The sequence below is a fragment of the Tateyamaria sp. syn59 genome, from assembly GCF_007995245.1.
Lineage (GTDB): Bacteria > Pseudomonadota > Alphaproteobacteria > Rhodobacterales > Rhodobacteraceae > Tateyamaria.
Genome location: NZ_VCBA01000009.1, coordinates 63,932 through 88,976, shown reverse-complemented (window position 1 = coordinate 88,976; position 25,045 = coordinate 63,932). Strand labels below are relative to the sequence as shown.

Annotated in this window: 24 protein-coding genes; 12 read left to right on the top strand and 12 right to left on the bottom strand. The window is 63.0% G+C overall.

The window, feature by feature from the left end:
• Nucleotides 1-188: 188 nt before the first annotated feature.
• The 3 genes from FD715_RS16900 to FD715_RS16890 all read left to right on the top strand — a co-directional run bounded on the left by FD715_RS16900 (nucleotide 189) and on the right by FD715_RS16890 (nucleotide 3,141).
• Nucleotides 189-2,243: a TonB-dependent hemoglobin/transferrin/lactoferrin family receptor gene (locus FD715_RS16900; protein ID WP_189799526.1), complete on the top strand. Its 2,055-nt coding sequence runs from the start codon at nucleotides 189-191 to the stop codon at nucleotides 2,241-2,243.
• A 206-nt stretch (nucleotides 2,244-2,449) separates the two neighbouring features.
• Nucleotides 2,450-2,656 carry a hypothetical protein gene (locus FD715_RS16895; RefSeq protein WP_147112475.1) on the top strand — a complete coding sequence of 69 codons (207 nt, stop codon included), beginning with the start codon at nucleotides 2,450-2,452 and terminating at the stop codon, nucleotides 2,654-2,656.
• Complete coding sequence (locus FD715_RS16890) at nucleotides 2,653-3,141, top strand: hypothetical protein (RefSeq protein ID WP_147112472.1); 489 nt, start codon at nucleotides 2,653-2,655, stop codon at nucleotides 3,139-3,141. Before FD715_RS16895 ends, FD715_RS16890 begins: the two co-directional genes overlap by 4 nt.
• On the opposite strand, the gene mnhG is transcribed toward FD715_RS16890, so the two are convergent.
• From mnhG to FD715_RS16850, 8 genes are read right to left on the bottom strand one after another with little or no spacing between them, the layout of a single operon-like run.
• On the bottom strand, nucleotides 3,111-3,452 hold the full coding sequence (gene mnhG / locus FD715_RS16885) for a monovalent cation/H(+) antiporter subunit G (protein WP_147112470.1): 342 nt from the start codon (nucleotides 3,450-3,452) through the stop codon (nucleotides 3,111-3,113). The two genes, FD715_RS16890 and mnhG, sit on opposite strands and share 31 nt — an antisense overlap.
• Nucleotides 3,449-3,754 carry a monovalent cation/H+ antiporter complex subunit F gene (locus tag FD715_RS16880; protein ID WP_147112467.1) on the bottom strand — a complete coding sequence of 102 codons (306 nt, stop codon included), beginning with the start codon at nucleotides 3,752-3,754 and terminating at the stop codon, nucleotides 3,449-3,451. The genes mnhG and FD715_RS16880 overlap by 4 nt, the downstream gene beginning before the upstream one ends.
• Nucleotides 3,751-4,236 carry a Na+/H+ antiporter subunit E gene (locus FD715_RS16875; RefSeq protein WP_147112464.1) on the bottom strand — a complete coding sequence of 162 codons (486 nt, stop codon included), beginning with the start codon at nucleotides 4,234-4,236 and terminating at the stop codon, nucleotides 3,751-3,753. Before FD715_RS16875 ends, FD715_RS16880 begins: the two co-directional genes overlap by 4 nt.
• On the bottom strand, nucleotides 4,233-5,732 hold the full coding sequence (locus FD715_RS16870) for a Na+/H+ antiporter subunit D (RefSeq protein WP_147112462.1): 1,500 nt from the start codon (nucleotides 5,730-5,732) through the stop codon (nucleotides 4,233-4,235). The genes FD715_RS16875 and FD715_RS16870 overlap by 4 nt, the downstream gene beginning before the upstream one ends.
• The gene (locus FD715_RS16865) at nucleotides 5,729-6,094 is read right to left on the bottom strand and encodes a Na+/H+ antiporter subunit C (protein WP_147112459.1); all 366 of its coding nucleotides are present in this window, start codon (nucleotides 6,092-6,094) and stop codon (nucleotides 5,729-5,731) included. The genes FD715_RS16870 and FD715_RS16865 overlap by 4 nt, the downstream gene beginning before the upstream one ends.
• On the bottom strand, nucleotides 6,095-6,514 hold the full coding sequence (locus FD715_RS16860) for a Na+/H+ antiporter subunit B (RefSeq protein ID WP_147112457.1): 420 nt from the start codon (nucleotides 6,512-6,514) through the stop codon (nucleotides 6,095-6,097).
• On the bottom strand, nucleotides 6,511-8,784 hold the full coding sequence (locus FD715_RS16855) for a putative monovalent cation/H+ antiporter subunit A (protein ID WP_147112454.1): 2,274 nt from the start codon (nucleotides 8,782-8,784) through the stop codon (nucleotides 6,511-6,513). The genes FD715_RS16860 and FD715_RS16855 overlap by 4 nt, the downstream gene beginning before the upstream one ends.
• Nucleotides 8,781-9,746, bottom strand: a complete 966-nt coding sequence (locus FD715_RS16850; protein WP_147112451.1) for a universal stress protein — start codon at nucleotides 9,744-9,746, stop codon at nucleotides 8,781-8,783. The genes FD715_RS16855 and FD715_RS16850 overlap by 4 nt, the downstream gene beginning before the upstream one ends.
• 113 nt (nucleotides 9,747-9,859) lie before the next feature.
• Between FD715_RS16850 and FD715_RS16845 the strand changes: the two genes are divergently transcribed.
• Nucleotides 9,860-10,780 (top strand): LysR substrate-binding domain-containing protein, encoded by a 921-nt coding sequence (locus tag FD715_RS16845; RefSeq protein ID WP_147112449.1) that lies wholly within the window; start codon nucleotides 9,860-9,862, stop codon nucleotides 10,778-10,780.
• Here FD715_RS16845 and FD715_RS16840 read toward each other — a convergent pair.
• The 4 genes from FD715_RS16840 to FD715_RS16825 form a co-directional block, all read right to left on the bottom strand.
• The gene (locus FD715_RS16840; protein WP_223274948.1) at nucleotides 10,777-12,891 is read right to left on the bottom strand and encodes a TRAP transporter fused permease subunit; all 2,115 of its coding nucleotides are present in this window, start codon (nucleotides 12,889-12,891) and stop codon (nucleotides 10,777-10,779) included. The two genes, FD715_RS16845 and FD715_RS16840, sit on opposite strands and share 4 nt — an antisense overlap.
• Nucleotides 12,892-12,976: 85 nt before the next feature.
• Entirely contained in the window at nucleotides 12,977-13,969 is a 993-nt protein-coding gene (locus tag FD715_RS16835; protein ID WP_147112444.1) for a TAXI family TRAP transporter solute-binding subunit, read from the bottom strand.
• 196 nt (nucleotides 13,970-14,165) lie between these two features.
• On the bottom strand, nucleotides 14,166-15,740 hold the full coding sequence (locus FD715_RS16830; RefSeq protein WP_147112441.1) for an ABC-F family ATP-binding cassette domain-containing protein: 1,575 nt from the start codon (nucleotides 15,738-15,740) through the stop codon (nucleotides 14,166-14,168).
• Between the two features lie 163 nt (nucleotides 15,741-15,903).
• Nucleotides 15,904-16,488: a YceI family protein gene (locus FD715_RS16825; protein WP_147112438.1), complete on the bottom strand. Its 585-nt coding sequence runs from the start codon at nucleotides 16,486-16,488 to the stop codon at nucleotides 15,904-15,906.
• Nucleotides 16,489-16,572: 84 nt separating this feature from the next.
• Between FD715_RS16825 and FD715_RS16820 the strand changes: the two genes are divergently transcribed.
• The 8 genes from FD715_RS16820 (at nucleotide 16,573) to FD715_RS16785 (ending at nucleotide 25,000) form a co-directional block, all read left to right on the top strand.
• The gene (locus FD715_RS16820; protein ID WP_147112435.1) at nucleotides 16,573-17,349 is read left to right on the top strand and encodes an endonuclease/exonuclease/phosphatase family protein; all 777 of its coding nucleotides are present in this window, start codon (nucleotides 16,573-16,575) and stop codon (nucleotides 17,347-17,349) included.
• Between the two features lie 93 nt (nucleotides 17,350-17,442).
• Complete coding sequence (locus FD715_RS16815) at nucleotides 17,443-18,165, top strand: CDP-alcohol phosphatidyltransferase family protein (protein ID WP_223274947.1); 723 nt, start codon at nucleotides 17,443-17,445, stop codon at nucleotides 18,163-18,165.
• Entirely contained in the window at nucleotides 18,162-19,775 is a 1,614-nt protein-coding gene (locus FD715_RS16810) for a sulfatase-like hydrolase/transferase (protein ID WP_147112432.1), read from the top strand. Before FD715_RS16815 ends, FD715_RS16810 begins: the two co-directional genes overlap by 4 nt.
• Nucleotides 19,772-20,677: a lysylphosphatidylglycerol synthase transmembrane domain-containing protein gene (locus FD715_RS16805; RefSeq protein WP_147112429.1), complete on the top strand. Its 906-nt coding sequence runs from the start codon at nucleotides 19,772-19,774 to the stop codon at nucleotides 20,675-20,677. The genes FD715_RS16810 and FD715_RS16805 overlap by 4 nt, the downstream gene beginning before the upstream one ends.
• Complete coding sequence (locus FD715_RS16800) at nucleotides 20,674-21,663, top strand: ABC transporter substrate-binding protein (RefSeq protein ID WP_147112426.1); 990 nt, start codon at nucleotides 20,674-20,676, stop codon at nucleotides 21,661-21,663. Before FD715_RS16805 ends, FD715_RS16800 begins: the two co-directional genes overlap by 4 nt.
• Before the next feature lie 24 nt (nucleotides 21,664-21,687).
• Nucleotides 21,688-22,431 (top strand): ABC transporter ATP-binding protein, encoded by a 744-nt coding sequence (locus FD715_RS16795; RefSeq protein WP_147112423.1) that lies wholly within the window; start codon nucleotides 21,688-21,690, stop codon nucleotides 22,429-22,431.
• Nucleotides 22,428-23,963: an ABC transporter permease gene (locus FD715_RS16790; protein WP_223274946.1), complete on the top strand. Its 1,536-nt coding sequence runs from the start codon at nucleotides 22,428-22,430 to the stop codon at nucleotides 23,961-23,963. Before FD715_RS16795 ends, FD715_RS16790 begins: the two co-directional genes overlap by 4 nt.
• Nucleotides 23,960-25,000, top strand: coding sequence for a glycosyltransferase family 4 protein (locus FD715_RS16785; RefSeq protein WP_147112420.1), 1,041 nt, complete (start codon nucleotides 23,960-23,962; stop codon nucleotides 24,998-25,000). Before FD715_RS16790 ends, FD715_RS16785 begins: the two co-directional genes overlap by 4 nt.
• The last annotated feature ends 45 nt before the right edge of the window (nucleotides 25,001-25,045 follow it).

The following is a 25,045-nucleotide window of genomic DNA, read 5'->3' as shown; positions in this document are numbered from 1 at the left end:
GTGCGCTCTGTTTATGGGATGTTCACAGCTGTGAACTTTTGGATGGACGCAGCCAATGCTGCCACGCGAACGCCTCGAAAAATCTTTACAACTTCTATCGGGAAAGCTACCAACTACGCCGATTGCGCGCCCCACCTTAAATGCCTGGCAGGCCCCGCGCTGGCAACTGCACAACAGGTGGGGATACCATGCAGAAATACGTTCTGGGGAGCGTGGCCTTGATGGCTGCGGGCGTAACAGCAACCACGATTCATGCACAGGAAGATGCGGTGGAATTGCCGCCGTTGATCTTGGGCACCGCGCTAAGAGATGACCGGGATATTCGGGACATACCGGTGGCTGCCTCCGTCGTTGAAGGCGAGGAGCTGGAGCGCCGCCAGGCGGATACAGTCGAGGAACTGATCGGGGACGTGCCGGGCGTGTCGATCGAGGGCGGGCCGCGGAGTGTGGCGCAGGAGATCAACATTCGCGGCTTTCAGGACGAACAGGTCGTACTGCGGTTCGACGGCGGACGTTTCAACTTTAACCGGGCGCATAGCGGGCGGTTCTTCTTTGACCCGGACATTGTGCAAAGGGTCGAGATCGTCAGGGGCGGGGGGTCCACCCTGTTTGGATCGGGCGCCATCGGCGGTGTCGTCGCGGTCGAGACAAAGGATGTGGAAGACCTGTTGTTGCCCGGCCAGACCAGTGGGGCGCGGTTGCGCTTTGGCTATTCTGACAACGGCGAGATCTGGAGCCCGTCCGCGACGATCTATGCTGACCATGGCAATTTTGATGTTCTGGCTTTCTTCGGCGCGCGTGAGTTTGGGGCACCGCTAGAGGACGGCAATGGGAATGAGATCCTGCGATCCGAAGTGGATACACTAAACGGTCTGGTGAAGTTTGGATTTGAGCCAACAGATGACCAGCGGTTCGAGTTGAACCTATCCTACTACGAAGATGACGGGCTGATCCCGCCCAATGCCAATACGGAGGCTGATCTGGACCCGGAAACGGGCAACGATTCCGAACGGTCAGCGGAGATTTTCACCTACCGTTTGTCATGGGACTGGAATCCGGACGAGTCAGACCTTCTGGACCTGTCAGTCCTGCTTTATGGCAATACACTCGAAATTCAGGACGACCGGGTCAGGGACGGGCGCGCGGATTTTACGGAATACGACACCATCGGTCTTGAGGTGACCAACCGGTCGCGGTTTGACATCGGCGTACCGGTTGAACTTGTGTACGGGATCGACGCGTTTCGCGACGAGCAAACGGGCACTCGCAGCGGTGGACCGCGTGTACAGTTTCCCGATGCTGAGGCAACGACGGTCGGTGTGTTTGCCGAAGCGACATTTGGCGTGACGGAACGGCTGGATCTGATCGCGGGTTTGCGCTTTGACCAATATGATCGGGACGTGGATGATCCGACGCTGGCGGACGTGGATGATAATTTCTTTTCACCCCGCATCGGTTTCAGTTTCCGGCCCAATGACGACTGGCAGATTTTCGGTAACGTCGCGCGTGCCTTCCGCGCGCCGACATTGACTGAGCTGTACAATGACGGGGTGCATTTCCCGTATGAGCGGGTTCGGGGCGTTGAATTGACGAACAACTTCGTGCCAAACCCCGACCTCGAGCCTGAGGAGTCCACGCAAGTCGAATTGGGTGCCCGGTTCGAACGGGCCAACATGTTCCGTCCTGGCGACACACTGCGCTTTTCGGCCAATGCCTACTATGCGGATGTTAAGAATTTTATCGATTCTGTCGTGACCCCTCCAAACTTCCGGTTGGCAGGTCCGCCGACATTCGCAACCGTCATCGGCACGACGACGCAACGCAACATTGATGCCGAGCTGTACGGGTTTGAGGCGGAAGTGGATTATGACGCAGGCAATTGGTTTGCAGGTCTGGCGCTGACTTTGCCGGAGGGTGAGGCCCAAAACGGTGAAGCGCTGGGATCAATTCCGCAGCCGACCCTGACAACCACATTCGGATATAGGCCCGCGCCTGAATGGGTTATCGGCGCACGCGCAACATTTGCCGGAGATCAGAATGATGTGCCGACCAACGGAAGGGCAGGGGAGGCCTATACGGTGGTGGATCTGTTCGGGTCGTGGTCACCGCAACAGGGGCCGCTGCAGAACGCGGTGTTCCGTGCAGGCATCGACAACGTGTTTGACGAGCAATACATCATCTTCCCCAATGAGCTGCCGCAAGCGGGCCGGACCATCAAGTTGTCAGCCTCGTTTCAGTTCTAGGTCGCAAGAGTGCAGATGCTTTGAGGCGGGTTCGATTGGGCCCGCCTTTTTGCTGGTCTGTACGTTGCCTTGGTCCCCTCTTGATAAATCTGATTATTTCTGTCAGGAAAGCCATACCCAGCCTGCGCATCTTCTATGCCGTGCCCGGTAGATCTGTGATCCAGAGCGGTGCGCGCGCTCTTAGAAACAAGGCTGGACCCCAAGAGATGATCAACGACTTATTGCAAATGGATGCGTTTGCGCGGCGCTTTGGCTGTGCGCTGAACCCGAAATTGCGTTCCGCTATGGAGGCCGATCAGCGCTGGCCCAGCAAGGCGGCAGCGCCTGTGCCGGACGCTGTGCCAGAGGTTTTGCCCGACAATGCCGTGCGCTTTCCCGATCCGGCCCGTGCCGAGGGTCAGAAGCGGGCATGAGGTTGCGCGCGTGTCCCTCGGATGGGTCAGACCTGCCGTTGCAGGAGCTGGCTTTGGATCCGTTCGAGGCCGGGGTTCTGGCCGTTGCCCGGTATCTGTTTTGCGCAGAAGTCGAGCCGGAGCGCCGGACCTGGTTCGTCGCCTTTTCCGTGGCGGGTGAGCGGTGGGGGCCGGACATTGGTTTGCCGGTTGCATTTGCCGTGGCCAAGCTGGTGCGCGCCCTGCATGACGTGCGCGCCGACTTTGCGTTTCACGATCCTTACGGTCCGGAAAGCCGTGTGCAGGCCACGGGCGACGAGGTTCTGATGATGCGCATGCTGCATCACATGCGAAGGGATGAGACAGCCGACGCGAGGGACGCCGTAGAGGCCCTGACGCGGGGGTGCATGGACCCTTATGTCATCCGGTCGGCTCTGGCCCTGGCCGGGCGCTTTGGGACGGGTACGCCCGTGCGTCAGCCCCCTGCGTTGCGTGTGGTGTCCTGACTGCTGTCTGCGCTTTGTTTCGGGCTCCATGGCGTGATGCCGAGCCGGAGCGAGGCGCGCCCGATCATGTGGGCGCCGATGGGGGCCGTGAGCAGCAGGAAGAAGACGATTAGAACGCAGCGCAGGATGATGGCAGGGTCGGCAAAGTGCAGCGCTGCCCCGGCCATGATGAGGCCGGAGCCGAGCGTGCCGACCTTGGTTGCGGCGTGCATCCGTGTGAACACGTCAGGCAGGCGCAGGACGCCGATGCCTGCGGCGACGGTCATGGCGGCGCCCAGAAAGACGAGGAAGGCGGCGGAAAGGTCGATCATTGGGTGTCCTCCTCTTCATCCTCGGCCTCGCGTCGCACGACGACCCGTTCGGCAAAGCGGGCAAGTGCGACCGTTGCGAGGAAGCCCACGAGCGCCAGGACGAGGGCCACGTCGAGGAAGGCTGCGTCTTGGGATCGGATGGCCGCAAGCCCGCAGAACGCCACGATGGAGATCGTCATCTGGTCGAGCGCGACCACGCGGTCGGGCAGGGTGGGGCCGATGGCGAGGCGGACCATCGCCAGCCCCACGCCGATAAAGACCAGTGCGAAGCCAAGGGTCAGGGCGGTGTCCATGAGTGTCATTCCCGGTCCTCCACTGCGTCGATCACCCAGCGTTCCATGCCCTGTTTGAGCGAGCGGCACACTGCTTCGGGGTCGTCCGCGAACATCACGTGCAGTTTGAGTGTCTTGCGGTCTTCGCTGACGTCGATGCTGAGCGTGCCGGGGGTGAGCGAGATGAGGTTTGTCACGAGCAGGATGCCTGCGTCGGTCTTGACGTCGAGCGGCATGTTGACGATGGCGGGGTTCGAGCGGTGGGAGGGTGTGAAGATGTCCCACAGCACTTCGATGCTGGACACGATCAGTTCGTAGTTGAACATCACCAGCAGCTTGGTCCAGTACCAGACCCGCTTGAAGTAGGTGGATTTGACCCCCGCGAGCGGTTGGATCAGCAAAAGCACGACGTAGCCCACCGCCAGCCCGGACAGTACGGACAGCCAGGTGAATGTGTTGAACAGGATCATCCACGCCACGGCGAAGAAGATGTTGGCGACCAGTGTGTTCATGCCTCACCCCCGAGTACCGTAGTGATATAGGCTGTCGGATCGAGAAGTTGAGCCGCGGCGTCCTTGGCGAAGGTCACGAAGGGGTCGGGCGAGAAGCCGATGACGAGGGTCATTGCTGCCAGTGCCGCGATGGGGATCAGCAGGTTGCGCCGCGCCTGTGGTGTCAGGCGGGTGAGTTCGGGGTCGACGCCCTCGGGGTGTGGTTTCCAGAAGGCTTCGGCCCAGATCTTGGTCATGGAGAAGATGGTTAGCAGGCCCACGAGCAGGGCGACGGCGGCGATGATCCAGCCCTCGATCTCGATCGCGGCGGCGACCAGCACGTATTTGGCCCAGAAGCCGGAGAGCGGGGGGAAACCCGCAAGTGAGAAGGCGGGGATGAAGAACAGGACCGCCAGCAGGGGGGCGGATTTGTAGAGCCCGCCGATGCGGTCAAGGTTGGTGGAGCCTGCTGTGCGTTCGGCAACGCCTGCGATGAGGAAGAGGTTTGCTTTCACGATGATGTGGTGGACGAGGTAGAACACGGCCCCGGCCACAGCGAGGGGTGTCAGGAGCGCGAGGCCCATGATCATGTAGCCGATCTGGCTGACGATGTGGAAGGACAGGATCTTGCGCATGTCGTTCTGGGCTGCGGCCCCCAGAACACCCGTCACCATGGTAAGCGCCGCGACCCAGAGCAGGATCTGGTGGGTGAAGCCGATGTCGCCATCGAATACGAGCGTGAACATGCGGATGAGGGCGTAGACGCCGACCTTGGTCAGCAGGCCCGCGAACACGGCGGACACTGAGAAGGCCGGTGTGTGATAGGCGGCGGGGAGCCAGAAAAAGAGGGGGAAGACCGCCGCTTTGACTCCGAAGGCGACCATGAACATCATGGCCACCACGGTCACGAGGCCCTGGTTTTCGACCGTGTCGATGGCACGGGCCATGTCGGCCATGTTGAGCGTGCCGGTCATGCCGTAAAGCAGGCCGATCCCCGACAGGAACAGGATGGTCGAGATCAGGTTGAGCGTGACGTATTTGATGCCGCCGTCGATCTGCTCCTTCTTGCCACCAAGGATCAGGAGGCCGAAGGACGAGATCAGCATAACCTCGAACCAAACGTAGAGGTTGAAGAGGTCGCCGGTCAGGAAAGCGCCCACAACGCCGCCGATCAGGATGTTGAAGAGGGCGTGGTAGCCCAGGTGTTCCTTGCGCTCGTCGATGTCGGAGAGGGCGTAGACCGACACAGCAAGCGCGGTGATGGCCGTGATGACCACCATGACCGCCGAGAGGTAGTCGGCCACCAGCGTGATGCCGAAGGGCGCGGCCCAGCCGCCCATCTGGGTGGCGATCACGCCTTGATCGAGCACGCGGGCCATCAGCAGGATGGAAGCGCCGAGCAGAATGGCATTGCCTGCGACGCTGAACCAGCGCCCGGCAGCCCCGTAGCGGGCAAGGAAGGCCAGTACCGCCGTCAGGAAGGGCAGTACGAGGGGGGTCGCAAGGGTCCAGGTCATGTCTTGTCTTCTGTGCGCGGCTCAGCGATCCGCATGTCGTCGGAATAAAGCGTGCCCAAGGTCGAATAGGCGCGGAACATCAGCACGAGGGCGAACGCAAAGAGGCCAAAGCCGATCACGATAGCGGTCAGCACCAGCGCTTGGGGCAGGGCGTTCGCCACGTCGCCCACGGGGCCGTCCGCGCCCACGGGGATCAGGGGCGGCGCCCCTTCGGTCAGCCGCCCGGCGACAAAGATCGTCAGGTTGGCCGCGTTCGAGATCAGCACCAGCCCGAAGATGAAGCGCAGCACGTTGCGCGCCAGCATCAGGTAGACGGATGCGGCAACGAGCACGCCGATGGTTATGGCAATGAGGGCCTCCATCTAGATCTCCTCCTCCATGGCGAAGACGATGGAGAGGATGGAGCCGAAGACCACCAGATAGACCCCGATGTCGAAGAACAGGACGGTGGAAATGGGGATCCCCTTGTCCTCGGGCGTTTCGTTGATGAAAAGCCATTGGCCGGTAAAGAGCGCGTCGCCGAAGATGGCGGCATAGATCCCGGCCAGAAGCGCGATGCCAAGGCCCGCCATGGCGATGTTCTGTGGCATGACCTTGAGGGCATTGCGGGCGTCTGCCGTGCCACAGGCCAGCGCGAACAGGACAAAGCCCGTAGAGCCTATGAGGCCGCCGATAAAGCCGCCTCCGGGCTCATTATGGCCGCGGATCAGCATGTAGAGCGAGAACAGCACGAGGATCCCGCACAGGTACTGGGTGCCCACACGGAGGATGATCGAGTTCATGGGTCTTTCCTTGGGTGTGTGGTGCGCAGGAGGGCGTAGGCCGAGAGTGCGGCGATTACGACCACGGCAATCTCGCCAAAGGTGTCGAGCGCGCGGAAGTCCACGAGGATGACGTTGACGATGTTGCGGCCGAAGGCTTCGGGCCAGCTTGTTACCTCGAAATACTCGGTCAGGCGCAGGTCAAGCGGGGTTTCGAGCACGGCCAGCAGGACCAGTGTAACAGACAGGCCGACGCCGCCCGCCAGGATCGCATCAAGCGGGCGCCGGTCGCGTCCGTTTTCATCGAGCACGGGCAGGCGCAGGAGCGCTACGGCCACCAGCACGACCACCAGCGTTTCGACCAGCAATTGGGTGATGGCCACGTCAGGCGCGCTGAACACGATGAAGATCATCGCAACGCCGATGCCCACGACGCCGAGAGCCGCCATGGCAGCGATGCGCGAGCTGGTCACGGCTGTCAGCAGCGCGCCTGCGCTGATCAGCACCACGAGGGCCACGTTCTGGAAGGTGATGTCCGAGAGGTCGGGCAGGGCGGGCATGGCGTTGCGCAGGAGCATGGTGCCGCCGATGGCGATCAGCACCGTGGCGAAGGTGGCAAAGATGTAGCGCCGCAGGATGCCCGGCTGGATGATCCGGGTTTGCCATGCCGCGAAGGCCTTGAGCCCGGCGAGGAACCTGTCCCAGCCGTTGTCGAATTGTGGTGAGGCATCGACCAGCCGCCCGAGCGCGGGGCGCAGGCGTTTGTGGCCGAGATAGAGCGCCGCGCCGAGGGCCACGGTGGCGATGGACATAATCAGCGGCATGTTCACACCGGCCCAGAGTTTGAGCTCCTTGGAATCCTCGATGGAGCCCAACAGGGATTTGACCGTCGGATCGACCAGCGAGACCTGTAGCAAGTCCGGGTAGACGCCAAAGAGCGCTCCGAGGACGGCGAGGATCACCGGCCCTGCGAGCATGGTCCAGGGCGCCTCCTGCGGTTTGCGGGGCAGGGCGATGCCAGTGCGTTGCCAGAAGGGGCGCAGGGCGACGATGCCCGCCACAGCGAACATGAGCGCGTTGGCCAGCAGGAGGGCGGCGGCGAAGATGAACGGCTCTGAACCGATGGCGAGGATGCCCGCGTATTTCAGTTCCTTGCCGATGAAGCCCAAGAAGGGCGGGAAACCGGCCATAGAGAGGGCGGCAAGCCCGGCGGCGAAGGCTGTGAACGGCATGATACGCCCGAGGCCCCCCAGCACGTCTGCTTCGCGCGTGCCGGTGGAGTGGTCGATGCAGCCCACCACGAGGAAGAGCGATGCCTTGTAGAGCGAGTGGACCACGAGGAACGTGGCGAAGGCCGTCATGGCGTAACCGGAGGTTTGGCCGAGGAACAGGGTGAGCGTGCCGAGCGCCATGAGCGTGGTGTAGGCGAGGGCTTGTTTCAGGTCCGTCTGGCGTAGGGCGAGGATGCTGGCGAACACGGCTGTGAACGCGCCTGCGATGGTGAGCGTCCAGAACCAGACATCGGTGCCTGACATGCCCGGGTGCATCCGCGCCATCAGGTAGACGCCCGCCTTGACCATCGTGGCCGAGTGCAGGAAGGCCGAGACCGGCGTGGGGGCGGCCATGGCGTTGGGCAGCCAGAAGTGGAAGGGGAACTGCGCCGATTTGGTGAATGTCCCCGCCAGGATCAGGATGAGGATCGGCAGGTACATCTCGTGCGCCTTGAGCGCGTCGGCCTGGACGAGGATTTCCGACAGCTCGAAGCTGCCCATGGAGAAGCCCAACAGTATGAAGCCTGCGAGCAGGGCGAGGGCGCCTGCACCGGTGACAAAGAGCGCCTGGAGGGCGGAGCGGCGCCCTTTCGTCGTGTCGTGGCCGAAGCCGATCAGCAGGTAGGAGGTGATTGTCGTCAGCTCCCAGAACACAAAGAGCCCGATCAGGTTATCGGCCAGCACCAGCCCCAGCATCGCCAGCATGAAGCTGGTCAGAAACAGCGCGAAGCGTGCAAATTGCGGGTGCCCGGCGAGGTAGGTGTTGGAATAGAGCAGCACGAGCGCACCTATCCCTGAGATCAGGAGCGCGAAGGTCAGGCTGAGCCCGTCGAGCAGGAACGACATGGAGATGCCGAGCGAGGGCACCCAGTCCCAGACGACGCGCAGGGTTTGCCCGTCGGCGATGGCAGGCGCGAGGCTGAGGAACCAGCCGAAGAGGAGGAGCGCGATCCCGACGGGGATGAGGCCGACAAGGCCGTTTCCCGTGGGTTTGGTCGCGGTGGCCGTGTCGTCGTTCAATGCGTTTCCAGTTCTTCAATCGTCACGGGTGAAATAAAGCCCTCGGGCTTGACGGCAAGGACGGAGCAGGTGACCCGGCTGAGGATCGTGTCCGCGGTATTGCCGATGAACATGCCCGACAGGCCGGTGCGTCCGAGCGTGCCCATGACCAGCGTGTCGATGTGCTGTTCATGCGCGTGCTGTGCAATCACGTCCGCCGCGACGCCCTTGATGTGCATGACCTGCATCCGGTCCGAGAACTCGGTGTACTGGTGCGTCAGCGCGGTCAGTCGGGCGCGGCTTTCCTGTTTCGTGCGCAGAAGCAGCGCCTCGATCTCTTCGGGCGGCGTGTGGACGCGGCTGGAGCGTAAGAGGTGCTCTTCGTAGAGGTACCAGGCGTTCAGGACGTCGAGCTTGGCGTCGTCCTGCACGGACAGAGACGTGGCCAGCTGCATGACCTTGTGGTTGAGCGCGTTGCGGGTTTCGTCATCTGGGTCGGGATCGACAGCAGCCATAATGCGCTTGTACCTTGGCTCGGCCTTGCTGTTTAGGATCCAGACGGGGCAGGGGCATTTGCGCAGAAGATGCAGGTCTGGCCCGCCCAGAACGTTCCAGGTCGGCGTCTGATCGGCGGCTTTGAGGACGAGGTCGTGGTCGTGGGTCAGGACGTGGCGGATCACCTCGATAAAGCCCACGCCCTGGGCCAGTACGGTCGACACCTGAGCGCCGTTGCCGCGCAGACCGGCGGCCACCTGTTCCAGCTGATCCTTGCGGGCGGCCAGCAGATCGGCGCCCACCTCGCGCCCGCGCTGGCCTGACAGTGTCGACAGCATGCGGGCGAGGTCGGATTGATTGGTTTCGGACACATCAAGCAGCGTCAGCCGCGCGCCGTTGGCCTGTGCCAGCCATTGCGCACGGGCCACCAGCGGATCGGACACGCCTTCCGGGTTCGAGACGACAAGAATGTTCTTGAAGCGCTTCATGTGGGGCCTTCGTGGAGCAACAGGGGTTGAGATGGGGATCAAATTTGATTGATCAAATTGAAAAGCGACAGTGAAATGATAGATGTTCTCTATTAAAGTGGAGATTTTTGCAGATGCCGACCCTCCAGCAGTTGCGTTACCTCGTCGCCGTCGCTGATGCGGGGCACTTTCGACGGGCGGCAGAGGCGTGCCATGTCACCCAGCCGACGCTGAGCGCGCAGCTCAAGGAGTTGGAGAACAAGCTGGGCGCCGTTCTGATTGAGCGAAGCCGGGGTGGGGTTGTCGCTACACCTCTGGGGGAGCAGATCATCCAGCACGCCCGCACCGCGCTGCGTGAGGTCGAGGAAATCCGCACCCTGTCCACAATGCAAAGCGGCAGCCTCAACAGCACGATCAAGGTGGGCGTCGTGCAGTCGCTGGGGTCCTACCTGCTGCCGATCCTCGTGCCCGATCTGCATATGAGCCACCCGCAACTCAAGCTCTATGTCCGCGAGGGCCTGCCCAAGCACCTGCTTGAGGCGTTGGGGTCGGGCGCGCTGGACCTGCTGCTGTTTCCGCTGCCCACGCGGGAGGCGGAGTTTGAGACCCGGTCACTGTTTCGAGAGCCCTTGTCGGTGGTCATCCCCTTTGACCACCCCTTTGCCCGCGAGGAGAGCATTGCGCCCAGTATGCTGAAGGGCGAGACGATCATGGCGTTGGAGCGGGGGCACCGCCTCTATGATCAGGTGGAGCGGATTTGCGAGCAGCACGGCGCGGTGCTGTCGAGCGAATATGAGGGCACATCGCTGGACACGTTGCGCCAGATGGTGGCGATGGGGATGGGCCTGTCCCTGCTGCCTGCGCTGTATGTCCGATCAGAGGTGACGAGCCAGGAGCTGGTGCTGGCCCGTCCGTTTCGCGGCACACCCCCGTCTCGGACCATTGGCATGGTGTGGCGCCGAAGCACTGCGCGCGAGGCCGAGTATCAGGATCTGGGGGACGAGATCAGCGAGATCCTCGCCCGCCGGGCGCGCGAGGTGATCGTGTTGGGTTAGGCCATGCTTGGCTTTGACCGCATCCCGCGCAGCATTAGAAGCCCGGCGATGGCGATGCCCAGAAGGTCGGTGCGCCAGTCGCCCGAGATCATGCAGATGGCCCCCACCAGCAGGATGATGCGGATGAGCGGCCCGGCAGCCCCCATGAACCAGCCTTGGACTGCGCCTGCGAGCATGTAGACGCCGATGAGGGCGGTCAGCAGGTTTTGGACGCTGACGTACCACGGTGCCTCCATCAGCAGGCCGGGGCTGTAGAAGAACATGAACGGCACGATGAAGGCGGCGAGGCCGACCTTGAAGCTGGTGACGGAGGTGCGCATGGGTTCGGAGCCTGCGATGGCCGCACCCGCATAGGCGGCCAGCGCCACGGGTGGCGTGATGGCCGACACGACGGCAAAGTAGAACACAAAGAAGTGCGAGATGAGCGGGGTGATCCCGATCTCGATCAGGCCCGGTGCGACGACGGATGCGGCGACGGCGTAGGCGGCTGTTGTTGGCATGCCCATGCCGAGGATGACCGAGATCATCATGGCGAAGATGAGGGCGAGCAGCGTGCTTTGCTGAGCCAGATCAAAGAGCAGGCTGGAGAAGCGTGCGCCAACGCCGGTGAGCGAGATGACCCCCACGATCAGGCCCGCGCAGGCGCAGACGATGATGATTTGCAGCGACATGCGCCCACCGTTGCCGAGTGCCTCGTAGACCTGTTTTGGACCCATGCGGTAAGGGGTGAGCCAGCTGACAACAGCGGCCGAGGCGATGGCGAGTGTGCCCGCGCGGATGACTGAGTAGCCGCTAAACAGCGCGCCGATCAGGATGACGATGGGCAGGAAGAGGTAGGCCTGTTTGGCGAGGTCACCGAGTTTGGGCAGCTCGTCCGCGCGCATCCCGCGCATGCCTGTGCGGCTCGCCTCGAAATCGACCATGAAGTAGATGGAGGCGAAATAGAGGATCGCGGGGATCAGGGCCGCGACGACCAGTTCGGTGTATGGGATGCCCGTGATTTCGGCCATGATGAAGGCGCCCGCCCCCATGATGGGTGGCATGATCTGTCCGCCGGTAGAGGCTGCCGCCTCGATCGCGGCGGCGGATTGGGGGCGGTAGCCCACCTTTTTCATCAGCGGGATGGTGAGTGATCCGGTGGAGACCACGTTGCCCGCCGATGTGCCGTTGATCATGCCCATGAGGCCGGAGGCGAGGACCGATACCTTCGCCGGGCCGCCCTTGGCCCGTCCGGCGGCGGCGAAGGAGAAGTTCACGAAGTAGTCGCCGACCTTGGAGCTTTGCAGGAAGGCGGCGAAGATGATGAACAGGATGATGTAGGTGGACGACACGGCGGTGGTTGGCCCCAGCACGCCGTTGTCGGTGAAGACGTAGGTGAAGAAGCGTTTGGCGTCGTAGCCGCGATGTTCGAGGAAGCCGGGCATCCAAGGGCCTGCGAAGGCGTAGGCGATGAAGACAAGCGCGATGATGACAAGCGCAAGGCCCGCGAGGCGGCGGGTGAGTTCGGCGATCATGAGGATGATGACGAAGGCCGCCCAGCCGTTGTTGGGGTCGGCAAAGGGGGTGCCCGCCCGCAGGCGCAGCGACAGGGTGTCGAGGCTGAACAGGATAAAGCCGCAGCTTGCGAGTGTGGCGATGATCAGCGCGATGTCTGAGAGCGGGAGTTGTCCTTTGCGTGCGGGGTAGAGCCAGCCGGTGAGGATGGCGAGCAGGGTGCCCCCGGCAAGGGCGGGGCCGAAGGCCGTCAGCGTCCATGGCGGTGGGGCAGGGGTGCCGGGCTCGAGCAGCATCATGGCAGCGATCAGGGAGCCGAGGCCAATGGTGGTGCCGATCAGCGCGATGCCGCCCAAAAGGTGCGAGAGGGGGCCGTTTGATCCGTCGGCGGCGGGGCGCATGGACAGGGCGGCGCTGGTGCCAAAGCCCAGGATCAGCGCGCCCGCGATGTGCAAGATGCGGAAGGTCCAGGTCTCCAAGGGGGCGATGTTGAGCACGTAGAGGTGCCAGCCCGCGTAGACGGCGCAGAGCAGAAAGCCCACGCGCGACAGCAGGTCGGTGTCGACCGGTGTTTCGGGCTGTTCCAGCGGTGTGGGCTGTGTCGCTGTGTCCGTCATGCGTTCCATCCCCCGGCTGCATGCAAAGAGCCCCCCGCCGGTTGCGAGCGGGAGGCTTTGGGTAGCTTAGACGATGTGCAGGCGCTTAGTCAGCAAGTTCCGCCGGGATGTCGAAACCGTTATCGCGGAACCACTTGGCCGCACCCGGATGCCAGGGCAGGAAGGTGTTCTTGTCGAAGTTCTCCGGCAGGGTTTCGACCGCGGCCTTGTGGATCTCGAGCATCTTGGGGTTGTTGCCCATCACCGTGTCGACGATTTCGTAGACGAAGCTGTCGGGCAGGGAGGCGTTGGCGATGGCGAAGTTCCACATCGACACCGACAGCTGATCCTCTTCCAGCGACGGGTAGGTGCCTGCGGGGATCGTGAACTCGGCTACGGGTTGGGAGCCGATCACGGCCGCCTGTTCCTCTGGCGTGAAGCCGAAATAGGTCACGTCGGTCTGTGCGTCGAGCTGGCTGAAGGCCGGGTAGGGCAGGCCGCCCGCCCAAGTGTAGACGTCGATCAGGCCGTCCTGAAGCTGGCCTGCGAGGTCGGCAGCACCCCCGTTGCGAAACTCGACGTTCTTGCCCATCCCTTCGAGGATGCGGGGCCAGTAGGTGCCGGGTGTGCCGCCAGCGGGGCCCACGCCCACGACGGCGCCGTCGGGGATGTCGGCAAAGCTGGTGATGCCGGAGCTGGTCAGCGTGACGGCGTGAAAGCCGGTTTTATACATAGGGAAGATCGCGCGGATCTGGTCGTGTTGCAGACCTGGCGCCAGCGCGCTGTTGCCGTTGAGCGCGTCAAAGGCGGGGCCCATGGTGACCATGCCCATGTCCAGGTCACCCGTTTGCACAAGCGCCGCGTTCTGCACGGGACCGCCCGTCACTTCGGTCCCGCCGGGGATGCCGAGTGCTTCGGAGACCATGTTGGCCCAACCGGCGCCGTAGACGAAATAGGTGCCGCCCTGGCTGGCGGTGCCGACCGAGAAGCTATCGGGCCAGTCGCTGCGGTCCTCGGCACTGACTGTCGTTGCGGCGAGGCCGAGGGTGCCTGCCACCACTGCGACCTGAACGGCCTTGAATGTCTGGGTGATGTTCATGATGTCTCCTCCTGTCAGACGGCGCGCATTGCTTGCGGCGGCGTTTATAGCTGAACGTATCGTACGTAGGGTAACGTATGGTGGGGAAAAGACCGGAGAGTCGTTTGATCGGCCATTCCCCGCCCAGAGTTCCAAGATTCACAGTGACTTCGCGGGCTACACTTTTTTTTGAAGTGTGCGTGTTGAGGAGTGTCTGTTACAGCGCCAATTCTCGTTCGATCCCGATCCGGTCGAGGAAGGTGTCGTCGTGGCTGACCACGAGAAGCGCGCCGTCATAGGCGCGCAGCGCGGCCTCGAGCGTCTCGACCGCATCGATGTCGAGGTGGTTGCTGGGCTCGTCCAGCAGGAGAAGCTGGCGGGGCTGGCTGTGCCCGAGCGTGCAGGCCAGCCCGGCGCGCAGGCGTTGCCCGCCGCTGAGCGCGCCGACCTTTTGCAGCGCGTCCTCACCCCGAAAGAGGAACCGGGCGAGCGCCGCCCGCCGGTCGTTTTCGCTGGCGTTGGGATCAAGGCGGGCCAGCGCGTCGCGGACCGTTTCGTTGGGATCAAGCAGGCTCATGTCCTGATCCAGCAGCGCGGCGGGGACATTGAGGTTTACCGAGCCATCTGGCATGAGCAGGTCGCCGTGGATGCAACCCAACAACGTGGATTTGCCGGATCCGTTTGGCCCAGTGAACGCGATGCGTTCCGGCCCTCGGATGGTAAGGGACACGTCGTGCAGGATCGGCGCATCGGGTGTGTAGCCGAAGGTCACCCCGTCGATGCGCAGCACGTCGCGCCCGCGGGCAAGCCCGGACGGCGGTATGTCGATGACCAGCGGTTCGAGGATTTCCACCGCCTCGCGTGCGGTGTCCAGATCGGTTTCGGCCTGTTCCATCTGCCGGTTGCGCAGCCGCGCCGCACCGCTACCGGAATTCTCGCTGCGCTGCTTGGCGGCGTCGAGCAGCATCTTTGATTGGCTGCCAGAGGCGCGCAATTGCCGCCCCTGCCGGTCAGTGCGCGCCTTGCGTTCGGCGGCGCGCCGGGCGCGGGCCTCAGTCTCTGCCACGCTGCGTGTCGCGCGGGTGAGCGACTGTTCTGCCGCGGCCAGTTCGGCGGATTTCACCTCGCGATAGGCGGCATAGTTCCCGCCATATGTTTTCGCACCGAGGCCGGACAGTTCGACAATCGTGTCCATCTCGGCCAGCAGGCTGCGGTCATGGCTGGCAATGATGGCGCACCCCGTCCAGTTGCGCAGGGCGTCGATCACGTGCGCACGGCCGGCTTTGTCCAGGTGGTTCGTCGGCTCATCCAGCAAGAGCGCATCGGGCGCCTTGAACATGAGCGCGGCAAGACCGGCGCGGGTGCGTTGACCGCCGGACAGCGCGCGAAGGGGCGTTGTTATTGGCAGGTCGAGGCCGATTGCCGTGAGCGCGGATTGCAGCCTCGCCTCGAGCGTCCAGTCGGCTTGGGCCAGGTCATCGGCGGTCGCCTCACCCCGCTCTGCGCGGTCGAGAATGGCGAGGCCCTGTTGCACCTCGAACAGGTCGGCGAGGGTGTCATCGGGCTGTTGTTCGGGGTTTTGGCGCAGGAAACCAACCGTTTGCGGGCGCTGGATGGTGCCGGAGGTTGGTTCAAGCGCGCCCGCGATCAGGCGCAGCAGCGTTGTCTTTCCCGTGCCGTTGCGCCCGACAAGACCGGTGCGTCCTGGCCCGAACGTCAGATCAAGGTTTCTGAACAGGGGTGTGTTGTCGAGGGTATTCCAGCAAATGCCGGACAGGATGATGGAGGGCATGGGGCATGCTCGCTGCAGAGAAACCGGAAGGGTTGATCAATGTGCGAGTGTGCAATCCACGTGCTTGGTCCTGTTTTGATGATGTCTGGAGAGTGGGTGTTGTCGCGGCTAAATGCAAGGAGGACCGGCTATATACTGCCTCAGCCGGTCCACCGTCTTGGCGTCAGTCCATTTTCATCGCTTCTGTTTCGATGTTGATCCGCACCTCGTCCCCGACAAGGCCGTTGTCGACACCGTAGGTCATGCCGAAATCGCTGCGTTGGATGGTCGCTGTCATCGACAGGCCCAGCACCTCACGTCTGTGGCCGAAGGGGTACTCCGCCACCTTGTTGAGTGTCACGTCCAGTGTGACGGGTTGCGTGACGCCGAGGATTGTCAGATCGCCGGTGACTGTCCCGTTGGCGTCCCCCGCAGCGGTCCCACCGGTGGCGGTGAAGGTGATTTCAGGGTGCTCTGACACGTGCAGGAAGTCCTGGTTGCGCACATGTCCATCACGCCGTTCGTTGAACGTGTCGATCGAGGCGGCGTCGATGGTCACCGTCACCTCGCCCAGTTCCTGGCTGTCGACATCGTAGAAAAACTGCCCCTCAAGGTCCGTGAAGATGCCGAGCGTTCTTGCGTAGCCGATATGTTCGATGGTGAAGTAGACGTTGGTGTGTTCAACATCGAGTTCATAGCGCGCCATGTCCGCCTGGGCGCTGGCCGCGAGGGCTGTGAAAACGGCGGTTGCTGCGAGGGTCGTGCGCATGGTGTCGTGTATCCTGTTTGGCGCGCTCCGATCTGCGTGCGGGCGAAGTCAATGCCGCCGGACTTGCGCGGTTTGGGTCAGATAATGAATGATATAGGGGCGGTGGCGCAGCAAGACAGGTGTGAGCGGGTTCAAGCTGGGCAGTTGCGCTGTGCGACCTGGAATGTGCACCGGGCGAGGGGAGCGGACGGGCGGGTTGATCCGGACCGTGTGGCGCATGCGATTGAGGATGCGCTCGCTCCCTTGTCGCTGGACGTTCTGGCGTTGCAGGAGGCGGATGAGGAATGCCGCCCTCATGCCCGTATTCTGGATGTGCGGCGGATCGCAGAGAGCACCGGGCTTGAATATATCCATCCGCCGGAGTGCCGGTGGGGGCCGGAGAGCGATGGGTTTCTGGGCACGATCCTGTTTCTGTCGCCTGCGCTGAAGCGCATTCACATGGATGTGATCGACCTGCCGGGCCATTGTCACCGGGGTGCGGTTGCCGTTGAAACAGCCTGTGGGGACCGTCCCGTGCGCATCATCAGCACGCATTTGTCGCTGTTTCAGCCGTTGCGCGTGATCCAGATGCGCATCATCGGTCAGTATCTGCGCCGCCGTGCGTCGATGCAGACGATCCTGCTGGGTGATCTGAACGAGTGGCGGCCATGGGGTGGGGCGATGTTCCACCGACGTCTTTTGGGCACGCAGTTGCGCGGGCCGACGCGGCGGACGTTCCCAAGCATGCGGCCGCTGTTGCCGCTCGACCGCATTCTGACGGATGGGCCGGGTCGTGTGCGTGAGATCCGGGTTGAGGATGCCGAGGCGTTGACCGCCGCCTCCGATCACCTGCCGCTGACTGCAATTGTCACAGTTCCGTGACAAACCCGAATATTTCGGCGTCTCGGGTGTTGAACAAACTGTGAAAGGCCGCGCCGGGACCTAAGTTGGGCGGGTAAATGACTGGAAAGCCGAATGTTTCGTAGCACCCCGCACGTTGTTGCGCACAGGATCGAAGGCCAGACACCCGTGCGGGGTCTTTTGGTGACTGCGGCGCTGTTTGCGCTGATCCTGTTTCCGGCGTCACTTTATACGTTTGGCAGCGCGACTGTGCCGCTTGCGGTGTTCGGTGCTGCTGTCACGGTGGCTGCTTATGGGCTGGTGCAGGGCTATCCGCATCCGGTGCTCGGGCTTTGTAATGTCATCACGTTGCTGCGGGTGGCGCTGGTTGCCTTCCTGGTTGGAACGGTTCTCGCGACGGATGTCTCTGCCTGGGTGGTGTTTGCTGTGGCTCTTGTCGCCTTTGCGCTGGACGGAGTTGACGGTTGGTTGGCCCGGCGGGCAGCCCTTGCGTCGGACTTCGGCGCACGGTTCGACATGGAGACCGATGCGGGCCTCGGGGCGGTGATTTCGCTTTGGTTGCTGGTGAGCGGCACAACGGGCCCCGAGATCCTGATCCTTGGCTTTATGCGGTACGCCTTTGTTGCGGCGGCTTTCGTCTGGCCGGCGTTGCAGGCGCCGTTGCCGCATTCGGTCCGGCGCAAGGTCGTCTGCGTGATCCAGATCGGTGCCCTGATCCTGCTGCTGTTACCGCTGACGCCGCAGGGCATTGGTGTGCCTGTCGCCATTGGCGCAGCGGTTCTGCTGAGCTGGTCATTCCTTGTCGACATCCTTTGGCTGGCAAAGCGCGCTGCATGACGCGGGTTTTTGGGCTCATCCTTGCGGCGGTACTGATCTTTGCCGTGCTGGTGTTGCCGAACCATCCTGGCACGATGAAATGGAGCGCGCTGAACCGCTGGCCGCTGGAGCTGCCCGTTCTGCTTCTGGGCGCGGTGGCCATCGGGCGGTGGTGGGGCGTGAGGTACGTGGCGGCGCTTGTCCTTGTGCTGGCGGTCATCATCAAGCTGGCCGATTATGCCATGTTCAGCGCCTTCAACCGCACGTTCAATCCGGTTCTAGACCTGTTTCTGGCGGGCGCGGGCCTGTCGCTGTTGCGCGACAGTGTCGGTGTAGTGCTGGCGGCATGCGCCGTTCTTGGCGCGGCGCTTTTGCTTGTCGCCTTGTTCCTTGCGCTCGAACGCAGTTTGCGGGTTTGGGCGCGCGTATCAACTGCGAGGTCGGTGCGCATGTCCGCCGCAGGTCTCGCGGTGCTGTGTGCAGGCTGGGCCGCAGCGGATGCGGGGCATCATCTGGAATACTGGCGGTTCGAGAAGAGCCCACCGGGCACGGCCTGGACGACGCGCCTGACCGTCAAGCGGGGGCTTCAGGTGCAGCAAACCACGGCTGAGCTGGCGCGCTTTGCCGAGGAGGCGCAGCGTGACGCCTATGCCGATGCGAGCGGTCTGCTGGACGCGCTTGAGGAGCGGGATGTCATCCTGATCTGGATCGAGAGCTATGGACGGGCCAGTTTCGACAATCCGCTCTATGCGCCCACACATCTCGCAACGCTGCGCGCCGCCGAGGCGCAGATTGCGCAGACCGGGATGGCGATGAAAAGCGGCTGGCTGACCTCGCCCACGGCGGGCGGGCAAAGCTGGCTGGCGCACGGTGCCTTGGCGAGCGGGCTGTGGACGTCTGACAACGGGCGCTACAAGGCGATGCTGACCAGCGGTCAGAAGTGGCTGTTTCATTTTGCGCAAGAGGCGGGCTACCGCACTACAGCCGTCATGCCCGCGATCACCAAAGGCTGGCCGGAAAGCCTGATGATGGGGTTTGATCACATATTTCCGGCGGCGGAGATCCCTTACAAGGGGGATGCATTCCGCTGGGTGACGATGCCTGATCAGTTCACACTGGCCACATATCCTGATCTTCTGCCGGAGGACCCGCGCCCGGATTTCATCCAGATTGCGCTGATTTCGTCGCACGCACCGTGGACACCGATTGCAGATATGGTGCCGTGGGAGGATGTGCAGGACGGTACGATCTTTAACGAGATGGCGGCCCGCGGGCCTGCCCCCAAGGATTTGTGGCGGGACCGCGATGCGGTGCGTAATGCCTATCGGCAGTCTGTCGACTATGCGCTCCGCGCCACGTTTTCGCATGTGGTGCGTCTGGGCGATGCCGCGCCCTTGGTTATTGTCGCAGGAGATCATCAGGCGGCGGGGTTTGTGGCGGGCAGCGACAACAAGGATGTCGCGGTCCATATGATCGGCCCAGCCAACGTTCTTGACCGGATCAGCCATTGGGACTGGACCGACGGGCTGATCCCGGCAGCCGATGGCCCCGTGCGGCGCATGGATAGTTTCAGAAACGACTTTCTTGACGCATTCACCCACGTGCAGGTTTCGGAGATAGTGGCGGAATGACCCTGCACTGGATCAAGTTTGCGGTTTCTGCCGGTGGCCTTGCCCTGCTGCTGTGGTGGACCGATGCACCAAGCGTGCTGGCCCGGTTGCAGGAGGTCGATCATCGCTGGACGTTGCTGGCGCTGCTGTCGGTGACGGTGGCAACCTGTGCCATGGCGAGCCGGTGGGCGATTGCGGCGCGCGCCTTTGACCTGCGGATCAGCTTTGGTGCCGCGCTGCGCGAGTATTATCTGGCGCAGCTGATCAATCTGGCACTTCCCGGTGGCGTGGCGGGTGATGTTACGCGGGCGGTGCGCGCGCGTCGGGGTGCTGACCTGAAGCGGGCGTCGCAATCGGTTATGGCAGAGCGGTTGCTGGGCCAGATCGCGATTTTTGCGCTCATGCTGGTGGGATTTGCTTGCGCCGTTGTGCTGCCGGGTGGTCCACAATGGGGCACGCTGGGCTTGGGTGTTCTGGCGGTCCTTGTTCTGTGCATCGTCGCTGCCCTGGCATTTGCCCAGTCCAAGACCGCTCCCGCTAGATTTTTCCGCGCCGTTGGTGCGCTGATGCGTCAACCGGCGATGATCGCTCATGGTGCGGTGACGACTGTCTGCCTGATCTTCGGTTTTTACGCCTGTGCCCGCGCAACAGGCGTTGTGATCCCACCCGAGGCGTGGGCGACACTGATCCCGCTGGTGCTGTCGGCGATGCTGGTCCCCTTGTCCATTGGCGGCTGGGGCTGGCGCGAGGGGGCGGCCGCGGCTCTGTTCCCACTAATCGGCGCACCGGCAAGTGCCGGTGTCGCGACCGGCATCACCTACGGGCTGGTCCTGATGGTGGCCACGCTACCGGTCGCGGCCATTCTTCTGTTTCCCGGTTTTTCATCCCTTCCTTCAACAAAAGGCAAAGCTGACACACTATGACCCAACCTGCACATCTGACCCGCCGTTTCTTTCTTCAAACCAGCGCCGCCGGTGCGGCCGCCGCCGTTGCGGGCGTGCCCGCCATGGCGGCGGCATCGGTGAATTTCCAACTGTCCTGGCTGCATTCTGTGCAATTCGGCGGCAGCTACATTGCCGCCAACAAGGGGTATTGGAGCGATCTTGGCCTTGATGTGTCGTTGAGCCAGGGTGGCCCCAATGCGCCGGTGGAGCCGCCCGTCGTGTCGGGCACCGCATTGGTGGGGATCTCTGCCGCTGACTATACCGCCGCTGCGGTGGCGCAGGGCGCACCCTTTAAGATCATTGCGGTGGCGATGCAGAAGAACCCCTTTGCCATCGCATCGCTGGCGGGCAACCCGGTAAACACGCCCGCGGATCTGGTGGGCAAGCGGATCGGCATGGCGGTCGCCAACACGCCGGTTTTACAGGCGCTGTGCACGCTCAACAACGTGGACATCAACCAGATTGAGATCGTGCCGACGCAGTATGACCCGGCGCCGCTCGTCAGCGGACAGGTGGATTGTCTGCTGTGTTGGGAAACCGATCTGCCCGTCGCGATGACCGTGCAGGGCGTCGACAACACCACGATGCTGATGGCGGATTACGGCTATGCTCTGCATTCTCAGACGTACATTGCCACTGAAGATGCGCTTGCCAATCGTCGCGCCGATCTGGTGGCGCTGTTGAAGGGTGAGGTGATGGGGTGGAACGACTATTTTGCCGACACCGATGCCGCCGCCGCCCTGGCGGTCGAGATGTTCCCGGATGCGGGCCTTGATCTAGAGGCACAGAAGCTGCAGGCCGCGCGGCAGGTGCCGCTGATGTTCAGTGACCTGACGGTAGAGAACGGGTTTGGCTGGTTCACCGAGGAAACGGTGGCCTCCAACATCGAAACGCTGGCCCTGCTGGGGCAGGACGTGTCGGCGGATCTGTGGGATCGGTCCCTGCTTGAAGAGGTGCATGGCTGAACGAGGCCCGAGGTCTGTCCGGCCATGCCGAGCGTAGATATTCACTGCGTTGATGTGAGCAAACGGTTTGGTGCTACAGAGGTGGTGGCGCCGCTGTCGATCACGCTGGAAGCCGGACAGACGACGGCCCTTGTCGGGCCATCGGGTTGTGGTAAGTCCACCCTGCTGCGGATGATTGCGGGGCTTGAGGATCCGGATACCGGAGAGATCAGGCTGGGTGACGAAGCTCCCCAGGCCGTCGCGCGGCGCGGGGGCCTAGCCATGGCGTTTCAGGATCCATCTCTGCTGCCGTGGCGCAGCGTGCGCGCCAATATCGCGCTCGGTGCTGAGCTGGCGCGCAAGCCGGGTGGAGACGTTGATGCGCTGATTGATTTGGTTGGTCTGGGCGGTTTTGCGGACCACCGCCCTGCTGAGCTGTCGGGTGGTATGCGGCAGAGGGCAGCGATTGCGCGCAGCCTGATCTCTGCCCCTGATGTTTTGCTGCTCGACGAACCCTTCGGCGCCGTGGACGCCATGACACGCAGGCGGTTGAATGCCGAGTTGCCGCCGCTTTGGCGGTCGCGCGGAGCGACCGTTGTTCTCATCACCCATTCCGTCGAAGAAGCGGTGTTGCTGTCGGATCGTGTGCTGGTGCTGTCGTCGCGGCCCGCGCGGGTTGTCGCGGACATTCCCGTCGACTTGTCCGGCACACGCGATGCACGTCTGCTTGAGACGCCGGATGCTATGGCGGTGTCGCGGCAGGTATTCGCGGCACTGGAAGCGGCATGATGCCGACTGTGCGTGCCATTGGCTGGTGCCTGTTTTTGCTTGCGCTGTGGGAGGCGCTTGCCCGGATCAGTCCCGACACTGTTCTGGTCAGCTCCCCATCTGCCATTGCCGCTTATGTGGCTGAGAACATGGGCTTGCTGGCCCGCGCAACGGCGGAGACGTCGGTCAACGCCATGTGGGGGTTTGTGTGGGGCAACCTGGGTGCCGTGCTGCTGGGTGTCACGATGATTCTGGTTCCGCGCAGTCAACGGACGCTGTCGGCGCTGGCGTTGCTTGTGTTCTGCGTGCCGCTGATTGCCAGCGGTCCCATCCTGCGGGTGCTGTTCGGGACCGGCACGGGGCCGCAGGTGATGCTTGGGGCGCTGGCTGTCTACTACACCACGTTGCTGACGTTTCTGATTGGGCTGCGGTCGGTGTCGCAGAACTGGACCGACCTGATGCGCATTTACGGGCGTGGCGCGCTGTCGACCTTGATCCGCGTGCGGGCGCGGGCCAGCCTTCCCTATTTGTTCGTGGGCTTGCAGATCAGCGCACCTGCCGCCTTTCTGGGCGCTATGATTGGCGAGTTCACGGGGGCCGAGCGGGGCTTGGGTGTGCTGACGCTCCGCGCCATGCGGGGGCTAGACACCGACGCCACATGGACGCTGGCGGTGGTTGCCGCATGTGTGGCAATGGCGGCTTACTCCGTGATTGGATGGGTCGGTGAGCGCGCCGTTGGGTACAAACCGGTTATCCTGCTGTCTGCGCCCGCGTCGTCCGTGCCAACTGCATCCTGGATGCGCTTGGCTGAATTGGGATTCATTGCTGTTTTGGTCTTGGCGCTTTGGCAGTCGTCGATGGATGCGTTCGACCTGAACCGCTTTTTTGCGAAGCGCCCCGGCGACGTTTGGGCCTTCCTGATGGAGCCGCAGAACCGAGACACTTTGTTCTCGGCGCTGGCAGAGACGTTGTCCTTTGCCGCCCCAGGATACATCGCGGGGCTTGCAGTGGGCGCGGGGCTGGCGGCCCTTTTGGTACTGTCGCCCTCGCTTAGTGGAGCGGCCATGCCGGTTGCCGTCGCCCTGCGCGCGGTGCCGATCATAACCACGGCGCCCCTTCTGGTGCTGGCCTTCGGGCGGGGTCTGGTCGGGACCATGGTGGTGGTCGCCGTCATGATCTTTTTCCCGACATTCGTGGCGTGCCAACAAGGGCTACGCCAGACGCCGGGGCAGATCGTGGATGTGTTCAAAAGCTATGGTGCCGGGCGTTGGCATCTGCTGCGTGCCGCACAAGTGCCCGCGATGCTGCCCGCCTTTTTCGCGTCAGCCCGCATGGCGGTTCCGGCGGCGTTGCTGGCGGTCACAACCGTGGAGTGGTTGGCAACAGGCAAGGGCATTGGCCTGTTGATGGCTATGACGGCGAGCACTTCGGATTATAACATGCTGTGGTCTTGTGTGGCGGTTCTCGCCCTGGTCGCAACGGCGGCCTACGGGATGGTTGCGATGATGGAGCGTGCCGTGCTGCGCATCTATGCAAGTGAGCAAGTGGTATGACGCGCGCCGTTTTCGCGATACCGGGCGACAAGGATCGCCGGACTGGTGGTTTCATTTACGAGGCGCGGGTTCTGGATGAGCTGAACCGGATCGGGTGTGCGACGGAGCATCTGCAATTGCCGGACAGTTTCCCGGATCCGACCGAGGCCGACATGGCCGCGACCCTGAATGCGCTGCGGGCTGTTCCGGCACATGTGCCGATCATCCTCGACGGTCTTGTCTTTGGCGCAATTGATCCTGTCGGCCTTTCGCAGGTGGAGGCACCGGTGATCGCGATGGTCCATCACCCGCTGGGCCTTGAAACCGGGTTGCTGAAAGCGCGCGCCGATTTTCTTTTGCAAAACGAAGCGGCGGCGCTGCGCCATGTGGATCATGTCATTGTGCCGAGCCCTGAAACCGAACGTATCCTTTGCACAGATTTCGGCGCCGACCCCGACAGCATCACGATTGCGCCGCCCGGATTTGACAAACCCCTGGTGAAGCAGGTGCCGACAGATCCGCCGCTTATTCTATCTGTCGGCCTGCTTGCGCCGCGCAAGGGGCACGACGTGTTGCTGGCCGCTCTGGGACACTTGCGCGATCTCGCTTGGCGCGCTGACATTGTGGGTAAGACGCATGATCCGGACTACGCCCGTGGCTTGCACTTGCAGGTCGCTGATCTGGCGATTGAGGATCGTGTGTCGTTCTCGGGTGAGCTTGCGCAAGCTGATCTTGCCGCGCGGTTTAATGCGGCGACGGTGTTCGCCCTCGCCACCCGTTACGAGGGCTATGGCATGGTTTTGAGCGAGGCCATGCACTACGGTTTGCCGGTCGTATCATGCAGCGTTGGCGCCGTGCCGGAAACGGTCGGGGAGGCGGCCTTGCTTGTGCCGCCGGACGACCCTATCGCATTGGCCGGTGCCTTGCGCGACGTCCTGCAAGATCGTGCGACGGCCGAGACGCTGTCCCGGCTGTCGGCAAAACGGGCCGAGGCGCTGCCCGGATGGCAAGACACGGCGCGGCTGTTTGAAGGCGTGATCCGCCAGATTGCAGGATAGCCAGGGATGCTTACTCCGTTGATTTTCAGTCCCTACAGACAATCA

What these genes read in the sequence shown, in the direction of transcription:
- FD715_RS16850 (WP_147112451.1), bottom strand. Translation starts at nt 9,746, where the DNA reads ATGAAGCGCTTCAAGAACATTCTTGTCGTCTCGAACCCGGAAGGCGTG.
- FD715_RS16865 (WP_147112459.1), bottom strand. Translation starts at nt 6,094, where the DNA reads ATGGAGGCCCTCATTGCCATAACCATCGGCGTGCTCGTTGCCGCATCC.
- FD715_RS16840 (WP_223274948.1), bottom strand. Translation starts at nt 12,891, where the DNA reads ATGACGGACACAGCGACACAGCCCACACCGCTGGAACAGCCCGAAACA.
- FD715_RS16860 (WP_147112457.1), bottom strand. Translation starts at nt 6,514, where the DNA reads ATGAACTCGATCATCCTCCGTGTGGGCACCCAGTACCTGTGCGGGATC.
- FD715_RS16900 (WP_189799526.1), top strand. Translation starts at nt 189, where the DNA reads ATGCAGAAATACGTTCTGGGGAGCGTGGCCTTGATGGCTGCGGGCGTA.
- FD715_RS16820 (WP_147112435.1), top strand. Translation starts at nt 16,573, where the DNA reads ATGAATGATATAGGGGCGGTGGCGCAGCAAGACAGGTGTGAGCGGGTT.
- FD715_RS16835 (WP_147112444.1), bottom strand. Translation starts at nt 13,969, where the DNA reads ATGAACATCACCCAGACATTCAAGGCCGTTCAGGTCGCAGTGGTGGCA.
- FD715_RS16790 (WP_223274946.1), top strand. Translation starts at nt 22,428, where the DNA reads ATGATGCCGACTGTGCGTGCCATTGGCTGGTGCCTGTTTTTGCTTGCG.
- FD715_RS16825 (WP_147112438.1), bottom strand. Translation starts at nt 16,488, where the DNA reads ATGCGCACGACCCTCGCAGCAACCGCCGTTTTCACAGCCCTCGCGGCC.
- mnhG (WP_147112470.1), bottom strand. Translation starts at nt 3,452, where the DNA reads ATGATCGACCTTTCCGCCGCCTTCCTCGTCTTTCTGGGCGCCGCCATG.
- FD715_RS16880 (WP_147112467.1), bottom strand. Translation starts at nt 3,754, where the DNA reads ATGACACTCATGGACACCGCCCTGACCCTTGGCTTCGCACTGGTCTTT.
- FD715_RS16815 (WP_223274947.1), top strand. Translation starts at nt 17,443, where the DNA reads ATGTTTCGTAGCACCCCGCACGTTGTTGCGCACAGGATCGAAGGCCAG.
- FD715_RS16805 (WP_147112429.1), top strand. Translation starts at nt 19,772, where the DNA reads ATGACCCTGCACTGGATCAAGTTTGCGGTTTCTGCCGGTGGCCTTGCC.
- FD715_RS16795 (WP_147112423.1), top strand. Translation starts at nt 21,688, where the DNA reads ATGCCGAGCGTAGATATTCACTGCGTTGATGTGAGCAAACGGTTTGGT.
- FD715_RS16845 (WP_147112449.1), top strand. Translation starts at nt 9,860, where the DNA reads ATGCCGACCCTCCAGCAGTTGCGTTACCTCGTCGCCGTCGCTGATGCG.
- FD715_RS16870 (WP_147112462.1), bottom strand. Translation starts at nt 5,732, where the DNA reads ATGACCTGGACCCTTGCGACCCCCCTCGTACTGCCCTTCCTGACGGCG.
- FD715_RS16785 (WP_147112420.1), top strand. Translation starts at nt 23,960, where the DNA reads ATGACGCGCGCCGTTTTCGCGATACCGGGCGACAAGGATCGCCGGACT.
- FD715_RS16830 (WP_147112441.1), bottom strand. Translation starts at nt 15,740, where the DNA reads ATGCCCTCCATCATCCTGTCCGGCATTTGCTGGAATACCCTCGACAAC.
- FD715_RS16895 (WP_147112475.1), top strand. Translation starts at nt 2,450, where the DNA reads ATGATCAACGACTTATTGCAAATGGATGCGTTTGCGCGGCGCTTTGGC.
- FD715_RS16800 (WP_147112426.1), top strand. Translation starts at nt 20,674, where the DNA reads ATGACCCAACCTGCACATCTGACCCGCCGTTTCTTTCTTCAAACCAGC.
- FD715_RS16890 (WP_147112472.1), top strand. Translation starts at nt 2,653, where the DNA reads ATGAGGTTGCGCGCGTGTCCCTCGGATGGGTCAGACCTGCCGTTGCAG.
- FD715_RS16810 (WP_147112432.1), top strand. Translation starts at nt 18,162, where the DNA reads ATGACGCGGGTTTTTGGGCTCATCCTTGCGGCGGTACTGATCTTTGCC.
- FD715_RS16875 (WP_147112464.1), bottom strand. Translation starts at nt 4,236, where the DNA reads ATGAACACACTGGTCGCCAACATCTTCTTCGCCGTGGCGTGGATGATC.